Annotated in this window: 14 protein-coding genes; 2 read left to right on the top strand and 12 right to left on the bottom strand. The window is 67.3% G+C overall.

Features of this window, described 5'->3' with window-relative positions; genetic code table 11:
• Positions 1-127 precede the first annotated feature (127 nt).
• Positions 128-466, top strand: coding sequence for an H-NS histone family protein (locus tag EV672_RS11535; protein ID WP_133609347.1), 339 nt, complete (start codon positions 128-130; stop codon positions 464-466).
• Between the two features lie 129 nt (positions 467-595).
• On the opposite strand, the gene EV672_RS11530 is transcribed toward EV672_RS11535, so the two are convergent.
• From EV672_RS11530 to EV672_RS11475, 12 genes are all read right to left on the bottom strand, one after another.
• On the bottom strand, positions 596-3,334 hold the full coding sequence (locus EV672_RS11530; protein ID WP_424923152.1) for a M16 family metallopeptidase: 2,739 nt from the start codon (positions 3,332-3,334) through the stop codon (positions 596-598).
• 209 nt (positions 3,335-3,543) lie between these two features.
• A complete protein-coding gene (locus tag EV672_RS11525; RefSeq protein ID WP_133609345.1) occupies positions 3,544-4,107 on the bottom strand; it encodes a glycine zipper 2TM domain-containing protein in 564 nt (187 codons plus the stop codon).
• 161 nt (positions 4,108-4,268) lie between these two features.
• Positions 4,269-5,894 (bottom strand): nitrogen regulation protein NR(I), encoded by a 1,626-nt coding sequence (ntrC, locus tag EV672_RS11520; protein ID WP_133609343.1) that lies wholly within the window; start codon positions 5,892-5,894, stop codon positions 4,269-4,271.
• Positions 5,895-5,943: 49 nt separating this feature from the next.
• Complete coding sequence (glnL, locus tag EV672_RS11515; RefSeq protein ID WP_133609341.1) at positions 5,944-7,044, bottom strand: nitrogen regulation protein NR(II); 1,101 nt, start codon at positions 7,042-7,044, stop codon at positions 5,944-5,946.
• Between the two features lie 32 nt (positions 7,045-7,076).
• Positions 7,077-7,619 carry a hypothetical protein gene (locus EV672_RS11510; protein WP_341770484.1) on the bottom strand — a complete coding sequence of 181 codons (543 nt, stop codon included), beginning with the start codon at positions 7,617-7,619 and terminating at the stop codon, positions 7,077-7,079.
• A gap of 147 nt (positions 7,620-7,766) precedes the next feature.
• Positions 7,767-9,185, bottom strand: a complete 1,419-nt coding sequence (gene glnA, locus EV672_RS11505) for a type I glutamate--ammonia ligase (protein ID WP_133609339.1) — start codon at positions 9,183-9,185, stop codon at positions 7,767-7,769.
• A 251-nt stretch (positions 9,186-9,436) separates the two neighbouring features.
• Positions 9,437-10,243 carry a competence/damage-inducible protein A gene (locus EV672_RS11500; protein ID WP_133609337.1) on the bottom strand — a complete coding sequence of 269 codons (807 nt, stop codon included), beginning with the start codon at positions 10,241-10,243 and terminating at the stop codon, positions 9,437-9,439.
• Positions 10,240-11,130, bottom strand: coding sequence for an EI24 domain-containing protein (locus tag EV672_RS11495; protein ID WP_243738643.1), 891 nt, complete (start codon positions 11,128-11,130; stop codon positions 10,240-10,242). The genes EV672_RS11500 and EV672_RS11495 overlap by 4 nt, the downstream gene beginning before the upstream one ends.
• Entirely contained in the window at positions 11,120-12,100 is a 981-nt protein-coding gene (locus tag EV672_RS11490; RefSeq protein ID WP_133609588.1) for a sterol desaturase family protein, read from the bottom strand. The genes EV672_RS11495 and EV672_RS11490 overlap by 11 nt, the downstream gene beginning before the upstream one ends.
• A 47-nt stretch (positions 12,101-12,147) precedes the next feature.
• Positions 12,148-12,927 (bottom strand): polysaccharide deacetylase family protein, encoded by a 780-nt coding sequence (locus EV672_RS11485; RefSeq protein WP_243738667.1) that lies wholly within the window; start codon positions 12,925-12,927, stop codon positions 12,148-12,150.
• A 49-nt stretch (positions 12,928-12,976) separates the two neighbouring features.
• On the bottom strand, positions 12,977-14,059 hold the full coding sequence (locus EV672_RS11480) for a YncE family protein (protein ID WP_133609333.1): 1,083 nt from the start codon (positions 14,057-14,059) through the stop codon (positions 12,977-12,979).
• Between the two features lie 56 nt (positions 14,060-14,115).
• Positions 14,116-14,931 carry a TIGR00266 family protein gene (locus tag EV672_RS11475; RefSeq protein ID WP_133609331.1) on the bottom strand — a complete coding sequence of 272 codons (816 nt, stop codon included), beginning with the start codon at positions 14,929-14,931 and terminating at the stop codon, positions 14,116-14,118.
• 117 nt (positions 14,932-15,048) lie between these two features.
• On the opposite strand from EV672_RS11475, the gene EV672_RS11470 reads away from it, so the two are divergent.
• Positions 15,049-16,293: a GGDEF domain-containing protein gene (locus tag EV672_RS11470; protein ID WP_133609329.1), complete on the top strand. Its 1,245-nt coding sequence runs from the start codon at positions 15,049-15,051 to the stop codon at positions 16,291-16,293.
• Positions 16,294-16,339: the final 46 nt, after the last annotated feature.

The raw sequence follows: 16,339 nt of genomic DNA, 5'->3' as shown, positions 1-16,339 counted from the left end.
ATGAGCCGAGCTGTTCGGCCGAACGGTGGAGGCTCGCCGCATTTGCCGATGATCCGGTGAGCGGGCGAACCATCCGCCCTGACAATAAATAAGTAGCCCAGCCCCCAGAGGGCATCAAGGACAGAACATGAGCAACTACCAAGAACTTCTCGCACAAAAAGCTGCACTGGAAAAACAAGCCATCGAACTTGAGAAGCAGCTGCAAGACGCACGCCGTGCCGAGCGTTCCGGCGTGATCGCCCAAATCAAAAACCTGCTGGCCGAGCACGGCCTGACCGTGGCCGACCTGGGCCTCAAGCCCGGCAAGCAAGCTGGCACGGGCGCTGCCCCGACCGCTGGCCGCAAGGTTGCGCCCAAATACCGCAACCAGGCCACCGGCGAAACCTGGACGGGCCGCGGCCTGCAACCCAAGTGGGTTCAAGCTGCCGTTGCAACCGGCAAGAAACTCGAAGATTTTGCCATTTGAAATGCCGTGAGTTGAATGGGGTCTGCACCTGGCCTGCAGCCCCCTTCAGCCAGCACCACGCAAACAGCCGGGCGACAAACCCGGCTGTTTTGTTTGGCGCCCGCTCACCGCACCCGGCGGTTCATTCACTCACTTGAAATCACCGGCAAAGCCAAACACAAACTGCGCAGGCTGAAGGTGACGACGCAAGGCCGCGTTCACCTGCGCCAAGGTCAAGGCTTCGAGCTGCGCATCCACGCGCGCTGACACGGCGAAATCCCGATCCAGATACAGGTTGCTGACCCAGCCCGCCGCCAGACGCGCATCCTGCGCACGCCCCAATCTGCGAAAACTCAACAAGCCACGTTTGCCGGATTCGAACTCCGCCTGCGTGAAACCCTGCTTGAGCGCACGTTCTATTTCCTCGCGGAAAGCTGTCTCGACTTTGTCTCGATTTTGCGGCGCGAAAATCGCCGTGGTCGCCCAGGCAGAGTGGGCCTCCTGTGGGTGCCACTGGATGCTGCTGTACACGCTGTAAGACAGCCCATCGCGTTCGCGGATGCGGTTCCACAAGCGAGAGTCGCCGCCGCCGCCCAGGAGGTGATTGGCCAGCATCAGGGCCGGGTAGTCGGCATCGCGGTCGCTCAAGGGCAAGGCCTGCTGGACCGACATCGTCGCGTTCTGCTTGTCTGGCGTGCTCAGCACCAGGCGCACAGCCGGCACGGGCACCAGCGGGTCCGGGATGCGCGCGAAAGGCTCGGCGGACGCCTCAGGCTTGCGCCAGGCGCCCAAGCCCTGCGTGAGGGCCGCGCGCACCGCTGCGGCATCGAAGTCGCCCACGGCCGAGAACTGCGCGTTCACCGCCGACACGAAGCGCTGGTGGAAATCTTTCACCCGCTCGGCCTTCACGGCCTGCCAGTCGGCCACGGTTTCGTCAAAGCTGCGGGCATGGCGCACATCGCCCAGCGGGTAAGGGTCGCCATGGCGGGACATGGCCTCGGCCAGCACGGCTTCGGGCTCTTTGCGCTGCGCCTCGATGCCGGCCAGCGCCTGGCTGCGGACCTCCTCCAGCACATCGGCTGGCAGGCTGGGCTGCTGCAGCAAGTCGGACACCAGCGCCATCAGCGCTGGCAGGTGCTCACGCCGGCTCGACAAGGCCACATTCAACTGACCCGGGCCGGCCGAGAAGGCCACGTCGGACTGCAAGGCGTCCAGGCGGTCCTGCACCTGCTGGCGACTCAGCTGGGCCGTGCCCTTGTCCAGCAAAGCGGCCAGCGCACTGGGCACCTCACCCCAACCCGCCAGGCTCTCGGCTGTACCAAAACGCAGCGTCAGCGTGGCCTTGACGGCCTGCCCGCGCGTGGTCTTGGGCAGCAAGGCCACCTTCATCCCCGAGGGCAAGGCGAAGCGCTGGGTGCGGGCGTCGATGTTGGCCGGCGTGGCCTCGAACACCTCGGCCTGCGCCTGCGCGGCCTGGCCCTCAAAGCCCTTGAGCTCGGCGGTCACGTCCACGCGCTGTGGCGCCGGGGCACGCACGGGTTGCGGCGTCGGCACGTACTGCGCCAAGGTGCGGTTGGCAGTGACGAAGTAGCGCTGCGCCACCCGCTGCACATCGGCCAGCTGGATGGCCTTGACGCGGTCGCGCATCAGGAAATACAGGCGCCAGTCACCCTGCGCCACCGATTCGGACAAGGCCACACCGACGTGCTGCGGGTCGGCGAAACCGGCATCCCAGTCCTTGAGCCATTTGGCGCGGGCGCGGGCCAGCTCTTCGGCCGTCACCGGTTGCTGCGCGAACGACTCGCCCGCGGCCAGCAAGGCCTTGGCAGCAGCATCGGCGTCTTGTTGAGCGCCCAGTTGCGCCCCCAGCAGGATGAAGCCCGGGTCGGCCAGGCCTTCCGAGAAGCTGAACACCGAGGCGGCCAGTTGCTTGTCCACCAACTGCTTGTGCAGGCGCCCCGAGGGGCTGTCGCCCAGGATGGTGGTCAGCAGGGACACCGCCGCGTAATCAGGGTGGGCGCCGGGCATGACGTGGTAGCCTGCGAACAAGAGGGGCGTGCCGCCCACGCGGCGCAGGGTCACGCTGCGCTCGCCGTCTTGCACCGGGTCCAGGGTGTAGAGCGGCGGCAGCGCGCGCTGGGGCTTGGGCACGGCCGCGAAAGCCTGCTGCACCCAGGCCAGGACCTTGGCCGCATCGAACTTGCCGGAGATGATCAGCGTGGCGTTGTCGGGCTGGTAATGGCGTTTGTAGAAGGCCTGCAGCCGGGAGATGTCCACGCCTTCCACGTCGGTGCGGGCGCCGATGGTGGACTTGCCATAGTTGTGCCACTGGTACATGGCCGACAGCGTCTTCTCCATCAGGACGCGGCCCGGGTCGTTCTCGCCCATCTCCATCTCGTTGCGCACCACGGTCATCTCGCTGTCGAGGTCCTTGCGGGCGATGAAGCTGTTGACCATGGCATCGGCCTGCCACCGCAGATACCACTGGAGGTTGTCCTCGTTGGCCGCGAAACTGGCGAAGTAATTGGTGCGGTCGTACCAGGTGCTGCCGTTGGCACTGAAGCCGCGCTTGTTGAACTCGGCCCACACCTGCGGGTGCCGCGGCGAGCCCTTGAACAACAGGTGCTCCAGCAGGTGCGCCATGCCGGTTTCGCCGTAGCTCTCGTGGCGTGAGCCGACGCGGTAGGTCATGTTGACCGTGGTCGTGGGCTTGGAGTCGTCGGGGTTGAGCAGCACCTGCAGGCCGTTGGGCAGGCGGTACTCGCGGATGCCCTCGACCATGCCGACCGGCTGCAAGGAGCCGCGCGGGGCCCTTGCCGAGGCCTCGGCAGCCACGGTAGGCGCCTTCGCTGGCCGAGCCGCATGGGCAGCGAAGGCCGAGGGCGACAGCGTCAACCCACAGGCCAGCGCACTGGCCAGGCTCACAACGCGCCAGGCGCTCAACGCAGACGGGGAAGGACGGTGTTCGGGGTGCAGCACGGCAGGCTCTCCTGGGGTCTGAAAGCCCTCAGGCGCGCGAAGCGGCCGGCCCTTGCGCCAGCCACTCGGGCCCCAAGGGATGCGGGATGGGTGGAACTGATGAGACGGCAGCGCCGCGTTCAGCGGGGTGCAGTGGTCGCGCTGGGGGCCACGGGTGCAGCCACGCGCGGTGCCAGCATCACGCGGGTCTTGCCACCGGTCGTCACCAGGATGACGGGGTCACCCGGGTTGAAGGTCTCCGAGCCCTTGGCCTGGACGATGGCGCGGCGCTCGCCGTTCGGCATTTGCAGCAGGATCTCCAGGGCGTCTTCGCGGGTGCCAAAGCGCTCCACGGTGTTGCCCACCACGCCCCCCACCACCGCACCCACCACGGCCGCGACCGCCGCGCTCTTGCTGTTGCTGCTGGCAGCGCTGCCGCTGATGCCACCGACGACGGCACCAGTGGCACCGCCCAGGCCGCTTTGCGAGCCCTCGACGGTGACGGTGCGCACGCTCAGCACGACGGCATCGGCCACCTGGGACAGGCGCTGGGCGTCTCCCGGCTTGATGACGTCGGGGCTGGTGGTGGAACACGCGCCCAGCAGGGTAGCGACCGCCACACAGGCGGCCGATGCGGCCAGGCGCAGGCCACGGCGAGCGGCCTGGGAAGGATGGGACGACGGATCAAAGGAATCAACGGTCATGGGGCACCTGGAACGGTCAGGACACGCACGGCGCGTGCAAGCGGCTCTGACTGTAGCGCAGGGCAGGCCCGCTCGGTTGACAGGGTCCGAGGCCTTGCCTCGAAAATGGCCACCGCATGGGCAGGTCAGGCGCCAGGCTGCGCCCTCGCCTGCCCCATGCCTCAGTCGTCCATGCCGAGTTCCTGGATCTTGCGCGTGATGGTGTTGCGGCCAATGCCGAGCTTCTGTGCGGCCTCGATGCGGCGGCCCCGCGTGAGGTCCAGCGCGGTGCGGATGAGGCAGGCCTCGAACTGGCGCGTCAGCGCGTCCCAGGCCTCAGGCTGTCCCGCCTCCAGGCGCGCACGGGCATCGCGTTCCAACGCTTGCAACCAGGCCGGCGCCGCGCCGCCCAACACCGCCGATGCGCTCGCAACCCCGATGGACACGGGCTCTGCGGCCGTCGGCAGTGGCGCATCGGACACCTCGCCCGATGCCATGGTGGCACCCGGCGCCACGGCTGGTGCGGCATTCGCCAGCCCTGCCGGTACCGCTGCGACATCCCCCAAGGGAGCGGTCACCGCGCCTGCGGGCAACCCGTGAGCGGCTGCCACGACGCCATGCGCCGAAGCACCCTGCCCCGACGAACCAGGCGAGCGAGACTCCAGCAACTCGGGCGGCAAATCCTTGATGTCAACGACCTGCGCAGGCGCCATCACCGTCAACCAATGGCAGACGTTTTCCAGCTGGCGCACGTTGCCAGGGAAGTCGAACAGGGTGAGCTGGGTCAGTGCCGCATCGGAGATCCGCTTGGCTTCGACGCCCAGATCCTTTGCACTTTTTTGCAAGAAAAACCGCGTCAACGTCGGGATGTCCTCGCGGCGTTCGCGCAGTGCCGGCAGGCGCAGGCGGATCACGTTGAGGCGGTGGAACAAGTCCTCGCGGAAACCGCCCAGGCGCACCCGCTCTTCCAGGTTCTGGTGGGTGGCCGCGATCACGCGCACATTGCTCTTGAGCGGCTGGTGGCCGCCCACGCGGTAGAACTGGCCGTCGCTGAGCACCCGCAGCAAGCGCGTCTGCAAATCGAACGGCATGTCGCCGATTTCATCGAGGAAGAGCGTGCCGCCATCGGCCTGTTCGAAGCGGCCGCGGCGCATGGTCTGGGCGCCCGTGAAGGCGCCACGCTCGTGGCCGAACAGCTCGGACTCCAACAGGTCTTTCGGGATGGCCGCCGTGTTGATGGCCACGAAGGGTCCGTTGCCACGCGGGCTGTGCTTGTGCAGCGCGCGCGCCACCAGCTCCTTGCCCGAGCCCGACTCGCCGGTGATCAACACCGTGACGTTGCTCTGGCTGAGCCGACCGATGGCGCGAAACACATCCTGCATCGCCGGCGCCTGGCCCATCATCTCGGGCATCTGCGTGACGCGCTCGTCGATGACTTCTTCGCGCAGGCTCTCGTCCACCGCGCGGCGGATGAGCTCCACCGCCTTGGGCAGATCGAAGGGCTTGGGCAGGTACTCGAAGGCGCCGCCCTGGAAGGCCGACACGGCGCTGTCGAGGTCAGAGTACGCCGTCATGATGATGACGGGCAGCCCCGGCAAGCGCTCCTTGACCTTGCTGAGCAAGTCGATGCCCGAGCCACCCGGCATGCGGATGTCAGACACCAGCACCTGCGGCTCGTCGTCGTCGAGCGCCGCCAGCACGTCCCGCGGGTTGGTGAAACTGCGGACCGGCAGCTCCTCGCGGGCCAGTGCCTTCTCAAGCACGAAGCGGATGGATTGGTCGTCGTCAACGATCCAGATGGGTTTCATGCTGACAGAAGGTTGCGCACGGGCCCATCGCCGACAACGCCGCCACGGATCACGGCATGGGGATCAGGATTCTGAACACCGTGCGGCCGGGCTCGCTGTCGCATTCGATGGTGCCTTGATGCTGTTGAACGAAGGTGTGTGCCAAGGTCAGCCCCAGTCCCGATCCGCCTTCACGCCCAGACACCAGGGGGTAGAAAACGCGGTCTCGGATGGCTGGGGGGATGCCAGGGCCGTTGTCCTCAATATGCAAGACCAGTGCCAGGCGGTGTAACTGTCGGTTGATGGTGACGCGGCGGGCCACGCGCGTGCGCAGGGTCAGCACGGCGTCACCGGCAGCGATGCGATCGCACAGCGCTTGCGCCGCGTTGTGCGCGATGTTCAGCACGGCCTGGATGAGCTGCTCGCGGTCGCCGCGGAAATCGGGCAGCGAGGTGTCGTAGTCGCGCTGCACGCGCAGGCCTTTGGGGAACTCGGCCAGGATCAGCGAACGCACGCGCTCGCAGACCTCGTGGATGTTGACGTCGCCCACCACGTGCGGGCGGCGGTGCGGCGCCAGCAGGCGGTCCACCAGGGCTTGCAGCCGGTCGGCTTCGTGGATGATGACCTGGGTGTACTCGGTCAGCGACTTGTTCTCCAGCTCCATCTCCAGGAGCTGCGCCGAGCCGCGGATGCCGCCCAGCGGGTTCTTGATCTCGTGGGCCAGGTTGCGGATCAGCTCTTTGTTGGCCTGGACCTGGTCCTGGGCGCGGTCTTCGCGCTCCTGGCGGGTCTGCTGCTCCACCTCGACCAGCTCGACCAGCAGGCGCTGCGCCTGCCCGATGCCGGGCCCCAGGCGCGTGACGATGACCTGCACAGGCAAGGGCTCGCCGGCGCCATGCGTGCCATGCAGATGGCGCCGAAGGTGGCCTTGCAGCCGGCTCGTGGCAAAGTCGTTGCGCGCCACCGCGGTCAACACCTCCTTGAACAGGCCAGGATCGACGAACCAGCCCATCACAGACTCGCCCAGCACGCTGCGCCGCGACAGACCGAGCAACTCCTCGAAAGCGGCATTGGCGAACAGGCAGCGGCCATCGGGCTCCACCACCAGCACCATGGTCGCCAGGAAGTCAAAGGCGTCCAGGCCCGCGGCCAGGTGGGTGTCTTCCGTCATGAACGTCGTGCGGGTTTCGTCAAAAAAGGCCTTCAACGGCTTGCGCCGAACTTGCCCAGCTCGCGCTTGAGGGCGGCCACATCGGACTCCTTGCGCGTGATGGCGGCCTTCATCTCGGTGACGCGGTCCAGGTACTTCTGGTAGTTGCGCTCGTCGCCACGGCGCTCGGGCTGGCCGTCGTTGAAGTCCTTGCGCAGCGATGCCAGGGCGTCTTCTTCCTTGCGCAACTCGGCCTCCAGAATGCGGCGGGCATCGCTGTCACGGGCCTTCTGGTCTTCGGTGCCGACGCGCTCGCCCTGGCCGGCAGGAGGTGCAGGACGGGGGCCGGCATTGGCCCTTGGCACAGGCGACTGGATGACGGTGATGGGCGCGCCGTCCAGCGTTTTGCAGCCCTTGTCACGCGCTTCGCGGGCGGTCATGGCATCGGTGTAGAGGTTGCCAGGGCAGCGGTAAACGGGCTTGTCCTCGGCATGGGCCACGGGGCCGCCCATCCAGAGCCCACCGGCCACGGCACATGTCACAGCGTTCAGCAGCACGCGCATCGGCATCTGGCGCCCATCCTTCATCTTGCCCATCCTCACTTCAGTATGCCTGCCAGTATGCCCCGACGCCAACGGACGTCGCTCGCAGGAAACAACACACAGACACCGCGCAAACGAAAAATGAGGGCGAAAAAAAGGGCGACTTGCGTCGCCCTTCCTGCTTGGACCGCGCGAGGCGGATCACAGCGAGTAGTACATGTCGAATTCGACAGGGTGCACGGCCTGGCGGAAGCGGGTGACTTCCTGCATCTTCAGGTCGATGTAGGCATCGATGTATTCGTTGGTGAACACACCGCCCTTGGTCAGGAAGGCACGATCGGCGTCCAGGTGCTCCAGGGCCTGGTCCAGGCTGTGGCACACGGTCGGGATCAGCTTGTCTTCTTCCGGCGGCAGGTGGTAGAGGTCCTTCGTGGCGGCTTCGCCCGGATGGATCTTGTTTTCCACGCCATCCAGACCGGCCATCATCAGCGCGGCGAAGGCCAGGTACGGGTTGGCCGAAGGATCGGGGAAGCGCGCTTCGATGCGGCGGCCCTTCGGGTTCGACACGTAGGGGATGCGGATCGAGGCCGAGCGGTTCTTGGCCGAGTAGGCCAGCTTCACCGGGGCTTCGAAACCAGGCACCAGGCGCTTGTACGAGTTCGTGCCGGGGTTGGTGATGGCGTTCAGGGCACGGGCGTGCTTGATGATGCCGCCGATGTAGTACAGCGCGAATTCGCTCAGGCCAGCATAGCCTTCGCCTGCGAACAGGTTCTTGCCGTCTTTCCAGATGGACTGGTGAACGTGCATGCCGGAACCGTTGTCGCCAACGATGGGCTTGGGCATGAAGGTGGCGGTCTTGCCATAGGCATGGGCCACGTTCACGATGATGTACTTCTGCAACTGCAGCCAGTCAGCGCGCTGGGTCAGCGTGCTGAAGCGCGTGCCGATTTCCATCTGGCCGGCGTTGGCCACTTCGTGGTGGTGCACTTCCACGGGGATGCCCATCGATTCGAGGATCAGGCACATCTCCGAGCGCATGTCGTGACCGGAGTCCACGGGGGGCACGGGGAAGTAGCCACCCTTGACGGTGGGACGGTAGCCGGTGTTGCCGTGGTCGTACTTGGTGCCGGTGTTCCAGGCGCCTTCTTCGGCTTGGATTTCGAAGAAGCTGCCGGACATCTCGTTGCCCCAGCGGATGCCGTCGAACACGAAGAATTCGGGTTCCGGGCCGAAGTAGGCGGTGTCGCCCAGGCCCGAGGCCTTCAGGTAGGCTTCGGCGCGCTTGGCCAGCGAACGGGGGTCGCGCTCGTAGGGCTTGCCGTCGTGCGGGTCGATGACGTCGCAGGTCAGCAGCAGGGTGGGCTCTTCGAAGAACCGATCGACGTTGGCTGTGTTCGGGTCCGGCATCAGCAGCATGTCGGAGGCTTCGATGCCCTTCCAACCGGCGATGGACGAACCGTCAAAGGCGTGGCCCGAAGTGAATTTGTCTTCGTCGAAGTGGGACACGGGCACCGTGGTGTGGTGCTCTTTGCCACGGGTATCGGTGAAGCGGAAATCAACGAACTTGACGTCGTTGTCCTTCACCAGTTTCATCACGTCGGCGACGGTCTTGTTGGCCATCAGGTGCTCCTAGCAACAGGCTTGTGAAAGCAAGAAGAAAAGGGAGACTGTCTCAATCTCGGAAACAGCGCGCAGTGTAATAGCAGAAAGCGTGCCTCAACCGTGTGTCAGCTTCGCGCAGGGGGCGCAGGGCACCGCAGATGGGTGTCTTGCGCAGCTTCGGTCGCACCGATTCGAACCAAAGCCCGCATGGTGAAAGGCCGTCGGCGCCTGGCGCACCGGTTCAATGCGCCATTTTGGTGCGCCAACAGTCATGCGGCAGATGCGCGCACCGTTTTGGGGCCCAGCGACGCACCAACATCGCTCAGGCCTTGCAGCAGGGCTTCGAAAGCCAGTGTCACCGCCTCGCCACGGCCTTTGACACCGAGCTCGATGTGGCGCCCATGCACCGGGTGGTCCACGCTGGGCAGGCTGAACACTTTGACGGGGGCAAAGCGCGCCTCGATGTCGATCATCAACGGCGTCAGGCGCGACTCGATGGCGCCGTACACGACCACGGCATGCTCGTCCATGCGGTGGCTGCCATGCAGGTCGGCGTGGAGGTGGTCGAGCGCCCAGGCCATCATCGGCCAGGCCATGACGGGAAAGCCCGGCACGAAGTGCACGCGGCCCCGCAGGCTGAAGCCCGGGATGCGGTTGTAGGGGTTGGGGATGATGCTGGCGCCCACGGGGAACCAACCCATCTCCAGGCGGCGCAGGGTGTCGGGCGAATCGGGCTCGAAGGGCACGCCTTCCTGGGCCGCCATCTCGCGGCAGCGTTCCAGGATGAGCTCGCGGGCCACAGGGTGCAGGGCCAACTCGGTGCCCAGGGCACGCGCGGCGCAGGCGCGGGTGTGGTCGTCGGGCGTGGCGCCGATGCCACCGAACGAGAACACCACGTCGCCGCTGTCGAGGGCGTGGCGGATGTCGGCGGTGATGCGCTCGGGTTCGTCGCCCACGTAACGCGCCCAGGAGACGGCCATGCCGCGCTCGCCGAGCAGTTCAATGGCCTTGGCGAGGTGTTTGTCCTGGCGGCGACCGCTGAGGATCTCGTCGCCGATGATGATGAGTCCGATCATGGTGTGGCAGGCTGCGTCAGGTTGGAAGATGTGGTGGGGGCGGCTCTCAAGGCTGCGAGCGCACCCAGCAGGTAATGCGCAAACCACAGGCTGGAGAAGACGAACACCAGGGTGTAGAGCCACACCGAGGCCACGAGCACCAGCGGCGCCAGCACCAGCGTCAAGGCGCTCAGGGCCCACAAGGCGGCCGGCGCGGCGCCCAGGTAGCCGCACACCACGCCCATCAGCAGCAAGGGCGTGCGGTGCAGGCGCAGCAGGGTCTGGCGCTCTTCGGGCGTGGCCAGGTCGGCCAGGGTGTCAAAGGCCATGACGCGGTAGGTGAGCCAGCCCCAGATGAGCGGCGGGCCCAGCAAGGCAAAAAAGGGCACGAACCACAGCGGCAGCGTCAGCACCAGCGCGGCCAGGGCGAGCAGCGTGGCGCCACCCGACCACCACAGCGACTGCCACCATGGCGCCGTGTGGCGCGACTGCAGCTGCGGCAGCCGGCGCGCGCGCACCAGGCCCACCACCGCGGGCGTCATCAGGCCGGCCACCAGCAGCAGGCACACGACGACGACGATGGGCACGGCCAGCAGGACCAGCAGCAAGGGCACGAGCATGGAACGCAAGCCGCCCCAGCCCATGGCGTCCAGCCAGGACAGCATCGTGTGGCTGACCGACCAGCCGTCCAGCGCCTGGCGCACGGCCACATTGGCATCGTCCCAGCCCCACCAGCCCAGGCCGCCCAGCGTCACGCCCGCCAGCACCAGCGGCAGCCAGGACAGGAAGATGACGCGCGGCAAAAAGCAATACAGGGCCGCCCGCCAGGCCGCGTCCAGCGCACCGGGCACACCCGGCAGGAAGGGTGCTGGGTGCAGCGGCTCAGCGCGGGAGGCATCAGACGGCATCGCGCCCCACCAGGCGACGCAAACCCAGCCACTGTTGGGCCCAGAAACCGCGGCCGTAGTCGCGCCCGCCCTGATCGGGCAGCTGGTCGCGGATGCCGGTGGGCTCGAAGCCGCCGTCGAAGCGGGCGGTGCCAAAGATGACGTCCCACACCGGGAAAAGCACGGCGAAATTGCAGCCACCCAGCGTGCCCGGGCCTTCGCTTTCGTGGCCGATGCCGATGGCGTGGTGCTGGCGGTGGAAACGCGGGCTGACCAGCAGGCGCTCGCCCAGCCAGCCGAAGCTCAGGCGCAGGTTGGCGTGCGAGAAGCTCTCCACCAGCTGGGTGACGGCCACCAGGGCCACGAACTGCCCCGGGGGCACGCCGATGGCGCGGGCGGTGAAGGCGATCAGCACGTCGCGCAGGAGGTCGTCGAGCAGGTGGTTGCGGTTGTCGCTCCACATGGTCATGTGGCGCTGGCTGTGGTGCACGGCGTGCAGCGCCCACCAGCGGTTGGCGTGGTGCTGGCCGCGGTGGATCCAGTAGTCGAGCAGGTCGAACACCAGCAAATAGACCAGGAAGCTGGCCCAGGCCGTGTCGCTCACGCCGGGCCACAGCGGCGCCAGCAAGCCATCGAGCTGGAAGCCATTGACGCCCCAGACACTGGCCTGGCCGAAGACCTCGTCGAGCAGCGGCTCCACCGAGAAGAACATGGCCACGCGGAACAGGCCCAGGCGGTGGATGACGGTGTAGAGCACGTCCACCCAGACGCCCGCCGAATCACGCACCCGATCGACCGGGCGCCAGCGCTGCAGCGGCCCGATCACGGCCAGCAGCACCAGCACCTGGATCAGGCCGACCAGCAACCAACCGGTGGCCGTGTAGGCGTCTTCCAGCAGGTTGCCCAGGCCAGCCTCGAACACCAGGGGCTGGACCACGGCCTCGAACAGCCATTGCTGGACCTGTCCGAAAGCGTCACTCAGGGGGGCGATGAAGGTGTCGTCGATCATGGGGTCACGTCAGCGAACATCGGCAGGACTCAGCGAGGCGCCGCGCCGATCCGGGCAAATTGAGGGTGCGTGCGCAAGGTGGCAAAACACAGGCCCTTGGCCTTCAGGCCCACGATGAGCGGCTCCAGCACGGCCGGCGCCCACGGGTCCTGGCGGCTCCAGATGCCCAGGTGCATGAGCAGGATATCGCCTTCGCGCACGTTCTTCAGGGCGCGCGCCAGCAAACGCGCGTTCGGGAAACGGTCACTGGCGAGCTCGTCGCCCAGGAAGCCGTTGGGCGTCCAGGGCACGTGGGTCCAGCCGCAGGATTGGGCGGCGGCCAGCAAGGCGGGCGAAGTCTTGCCGCCGGGCGCGCGGAAGATGGCGCGCATGGGCTGGCCGGTCATCTGCGCGAAGCGGCGCGCGGGCTGGGCGAGTTGCTCGCAGTAGTCGGCAGGCGCCATGTGCAGGCGTTGGCCGTTGCGCGGGCCCGCGGTGGGCTGCACGCGGAAGCCACCGGCCTCGTCGGCACGCCAGACCACGTGCTCCCAGGTGTGGGAGCCGAAATCATGGCCTTGGGCGGCCAGCTGCCGCCACCAAGGCGACCAGGCATCGTCCAGCGTGCTGCCTTCGGGGCGGGGGCCCACGGCCTGGGTGCGTTCGTTGGCCAGGAAGAACGTGGCCTTCACACCCTGGCGCGCCAGCACGTCAGCGACCAGCGGCGCCACGCCCATGTGGCCGGTGTCGATGGTCAGGTAAACGGGGCGGGCGCAGGCGGCATCGGCGGGCGGTGCGGCGGTTGCTGGCGCCGCACCTGTGGGCAGCGACAGCGCGAGCAGCACGGCGGCCGCGAGCGACCGCGCCGTGCTCAGGAGGGTGTCACTGGCGTGCCGCATGGTCCAGCGTCCAGACCCCGTGCGGCGAGCGGCCCACCGGGATCTGGCGCACCACCTTGCCTTGCACGGTGTCGATCACCGTGAGCTTGCGCGCCCAGCGCGAGGTCACCAGGATGGTCTTGCCATCGGCCAGCACGTCCATGCAGTCGGGGCCGCCCGGGGCCGGGTAGGTTGCCACGACGGTGAAGGTCTGCAGGTCGATGCGGCTGATGGTGTTGCCCGCGCGGTTGCTCAGCAGCACGTGGCGCTTGTCGCCCCAGGCGCGGAAGGCATGGGCACCATCGCCCGAGGGGATGCGCTTGACCAGCACCGGCTTGGCCCCCGTGACGTCGTACACCTCGGCGGCGCGGTCACCGGTCAGGCCGATCAGCAGGTGGCGGTCGTCGGGCGTGACGAACACGTCGGCCGGCATCTTGCCCGTGGGCGAGCGCCAGCGGATGGCCTGCGTGGCCAGGTCGATGGCAACCAGTTCGTCGCTGTCCTGCATGGTCACATAGGCCACGGTGCTTTTGCTGTCGGTGGCGATGTGGCTGGGCGTCTTGCCCGTGGGCACGCGCTTGGCCAGCGCCAGATCGACACCGCCACCGACGCGCGGCGTGGTGCGGTAGATGTCCACGTGGTTGAGGCGGTTGGCCGCCGTCAGGAACCACTTCATGTCGGGCGAAAACTTCAGCTGGTAGGGATCAGGGATGCCGGTGACCACCCGCTGGACCTCGCCCGTGCGCGGATCGAGCATGGTCAGCGAATCGGCCAGGGCGTTGGCGACCAGCAGCGACTTCTCGTCCGGCGACAGGTAGAGGTGATGCGGCTCCTTGCCCGTGGGCACGCGCCGGATTTCCTGGTAGGTGACCGGGTCGATGACGCTCACGTTGGCGTCCAACGAGTTCAGCACGAAGATCGGGGCCTTGCCGACGACAGGCGCCACAGCCGCAGCGGGCTTGGCAGGCTGAGCGCGGGCGGGCGATGCCGCCAGGCCGCTCAGAGTCACCGCGGCAACAACGGCCGCAATGGCCGCAACAGCACTGGCGGCACGCGCGGCCAGGGGGGAAATCAGGTCCAAACTCATCCGGGGGTCCGTTCAGGCGGTCAAGCCTTCCAGTGTAAGGCCCCGCACGAACGCCATCAGTCGTCGTTGCCGCCCAGCACCGAACCCAGCAAGCTGCCACCCGCCAAGCCGCCCAGCAGGGAGCTCTCCTCGCGGCCACCGCCACCGCTTTGCGGGGCTGCCGCAAAGATGCGCGAGGCCAGGCGCGAGAACGGCAGGCTCTGCAGCCAGACCTGGCCCGGGCCCGTGACCTTGGCCAGGAAGATGCCTTCGCCGCCGAACAGCGCCGTCTTGACCTTGCCCACGTACTGGATGTCGAAATCGACGCCAGAGGTGAAGGCCACCACGCAACCGGTGTCGATCAACAGCGACTCGCCCGCTTTCAGCTCACGGCGCACCACCGTGCCGCCCGCGTGCACGAAGGCCAGGCCATCGCCTTCGAGCTTCTGCATGATGAAGCCTTCGCCGCCGAAAAAGCCTGCGCCCAGGCGCTTCTGGAACGCGATGCCGAGCGACACCCCCCGCGCTGCGCACAGGAAAGCGTCCTTCTGGCACATCAGCGTGCCGCCCAGCTCCGCCAGGTTCATCGGCAGGATCTTGCCCGGGTAAGGCGCGGCGAAGGCCACGCGGCGCTTGCCCGTGCCCTGGTTCGTGTAGATGGTGGTGAAGAGGCTTTCGCCGGTGATCAGGCGCTTGCCTGCGCCCAGCAGCTTGCCGAACAGACCGCCTTGCTGCTTGGCGCCATCGCCGAAAACGGTGTCCATCTCGATGCCCGTGTCCATGAACATCATGCTGCCAGCCTCGCCGATGGCCGCCTCGCCCGGGTCGAGTTCCACCTCGACAAACTGCATCTCCGCCCCGCGGATGTCGTAGTCCACCACGTCCATGCTCATCTTTGATCTCCTGTTGTGAGGGTGCCGTCCTGGCCAAGCGTGCTTTTGCCGCCCGCGCTCAGCGATACTGTGCCCACAGATTGTGTCCGAAACACAGCCGACCGCCCGACACCGCCCATGCCCTTCCTGCCGACCCTGCACCTGCCCACCCTCACGCTGGTCGTGTGCGTGGTGCTGTTCACGGCCGCAGCCACCATGAGCCTGGTGGGCGCCACGCAGCGCACCTACCTGGGCTTCGGCTGGTGGACGGCCGCCCAGTGGGCCAACACGGCCGGAGCGCTGTGCTTGGTGCTGCAACACCACCACGCCTGGCTGCTGCCCATCTCCGCCCTGCTGACCTTGCAATGGCCCCTGACCATGCTGACCGGCATGCGGCAGTTCTACATCCGCAGCAGCTTCCGCTCACCGGCGTGGGTGGACTGGGCGCTCGCGCTCGCCGGTGGCAGCGCCTACGTGGCCGTGTGGCACGCCAGCCCGCAAGACCTGGGTGCGCGCGTGGCCTCGTTCAGCTTCGTCAACGTGCTGTTTTACCTCTATGCCGCCTGGCAGGTGCAAGCTGTGCGCCACGACAAGGACGGCCGCCACAGCCCCTACCTCAAGGCCATCCTGATTTTCCTGGTGGCGGCCGCCAGCGTGCAGGTGCCACGGCTGTTCTCGGCCATGGGCAGTTGGGGCGCACCGGTGGTGGATCCCAGCCAGATCCAGCAGCCCGTGGTGCTCGTTGCCCTGGTCGCCGGGGTGATGTTCTCGGTGTACATGTGCCTGCTGATGACCTACGAGCGCACCGAGCTGGACCTGCGCGAATCCCACCGGCAGTTGCGCCAGATGGCCAACTTCGACCTGCTCACACACGTGCCGCACCGCCGCCACTTTCAGGAACTGGCCACGCAAGCCCTGGCCTTGGGCGCACCCGGCAGCGCCACGTTGATGCGCTTCGACATCGACCGCTTCCGCCTGCTGACCATCGACCACGGCCACGCCGCCGGGGACGAAGCCCTGCGCCTGCTGGCCTCCACCGCCCGCTCCCTGCTGCGCAGCCGTGACCTGGTGGGCCGCCTCGGCGGCGAAGCCTTCGTGGCCCTCTTGCCAGACACCAGCGTCACCGACGCGCTGCACGTGGCCGAGCGCATGGTGCGCCGCGTCGATCAGGTCTGCCAACAACACGGGCGCCCCCCGCTCAGCCTGAGCCTCGGCGTGGTACAGCTGCAAAGCGGTGAATCGCTGGACACGGCCATCCACCGCGCCGACGAGGCCTTGCAGGAAGCGCGTCGCCAGGGCCACAACCAGCTGGTGCACGCCGACGGTCAAGCCGGTGAGGCGTTGTTCTCGGCCAGCCAGCCACTCGGCCTGGGGCCGCGCTGAAGAGGCCCTGCCACGGTGCCCCCGCTGCCGCAGAGCAGCGACAATG

Origin of the sequence: Aquabacterium commune (genome assembly GCF_004362855.1) — a bacterium.
GTDB classification, from domain to species: Bacteria; Pseudomonadota; Gammaproteobacteria; order Burkholderiales; family Burkholderiaceae_C; genus Aquabacterium; species Aquabacterium commune.
The sequence above is the reverse complement of the archived record's forward strand: the minus strand, read 5'-3'. Positions and strand labels throughout refer to the sequence as shown.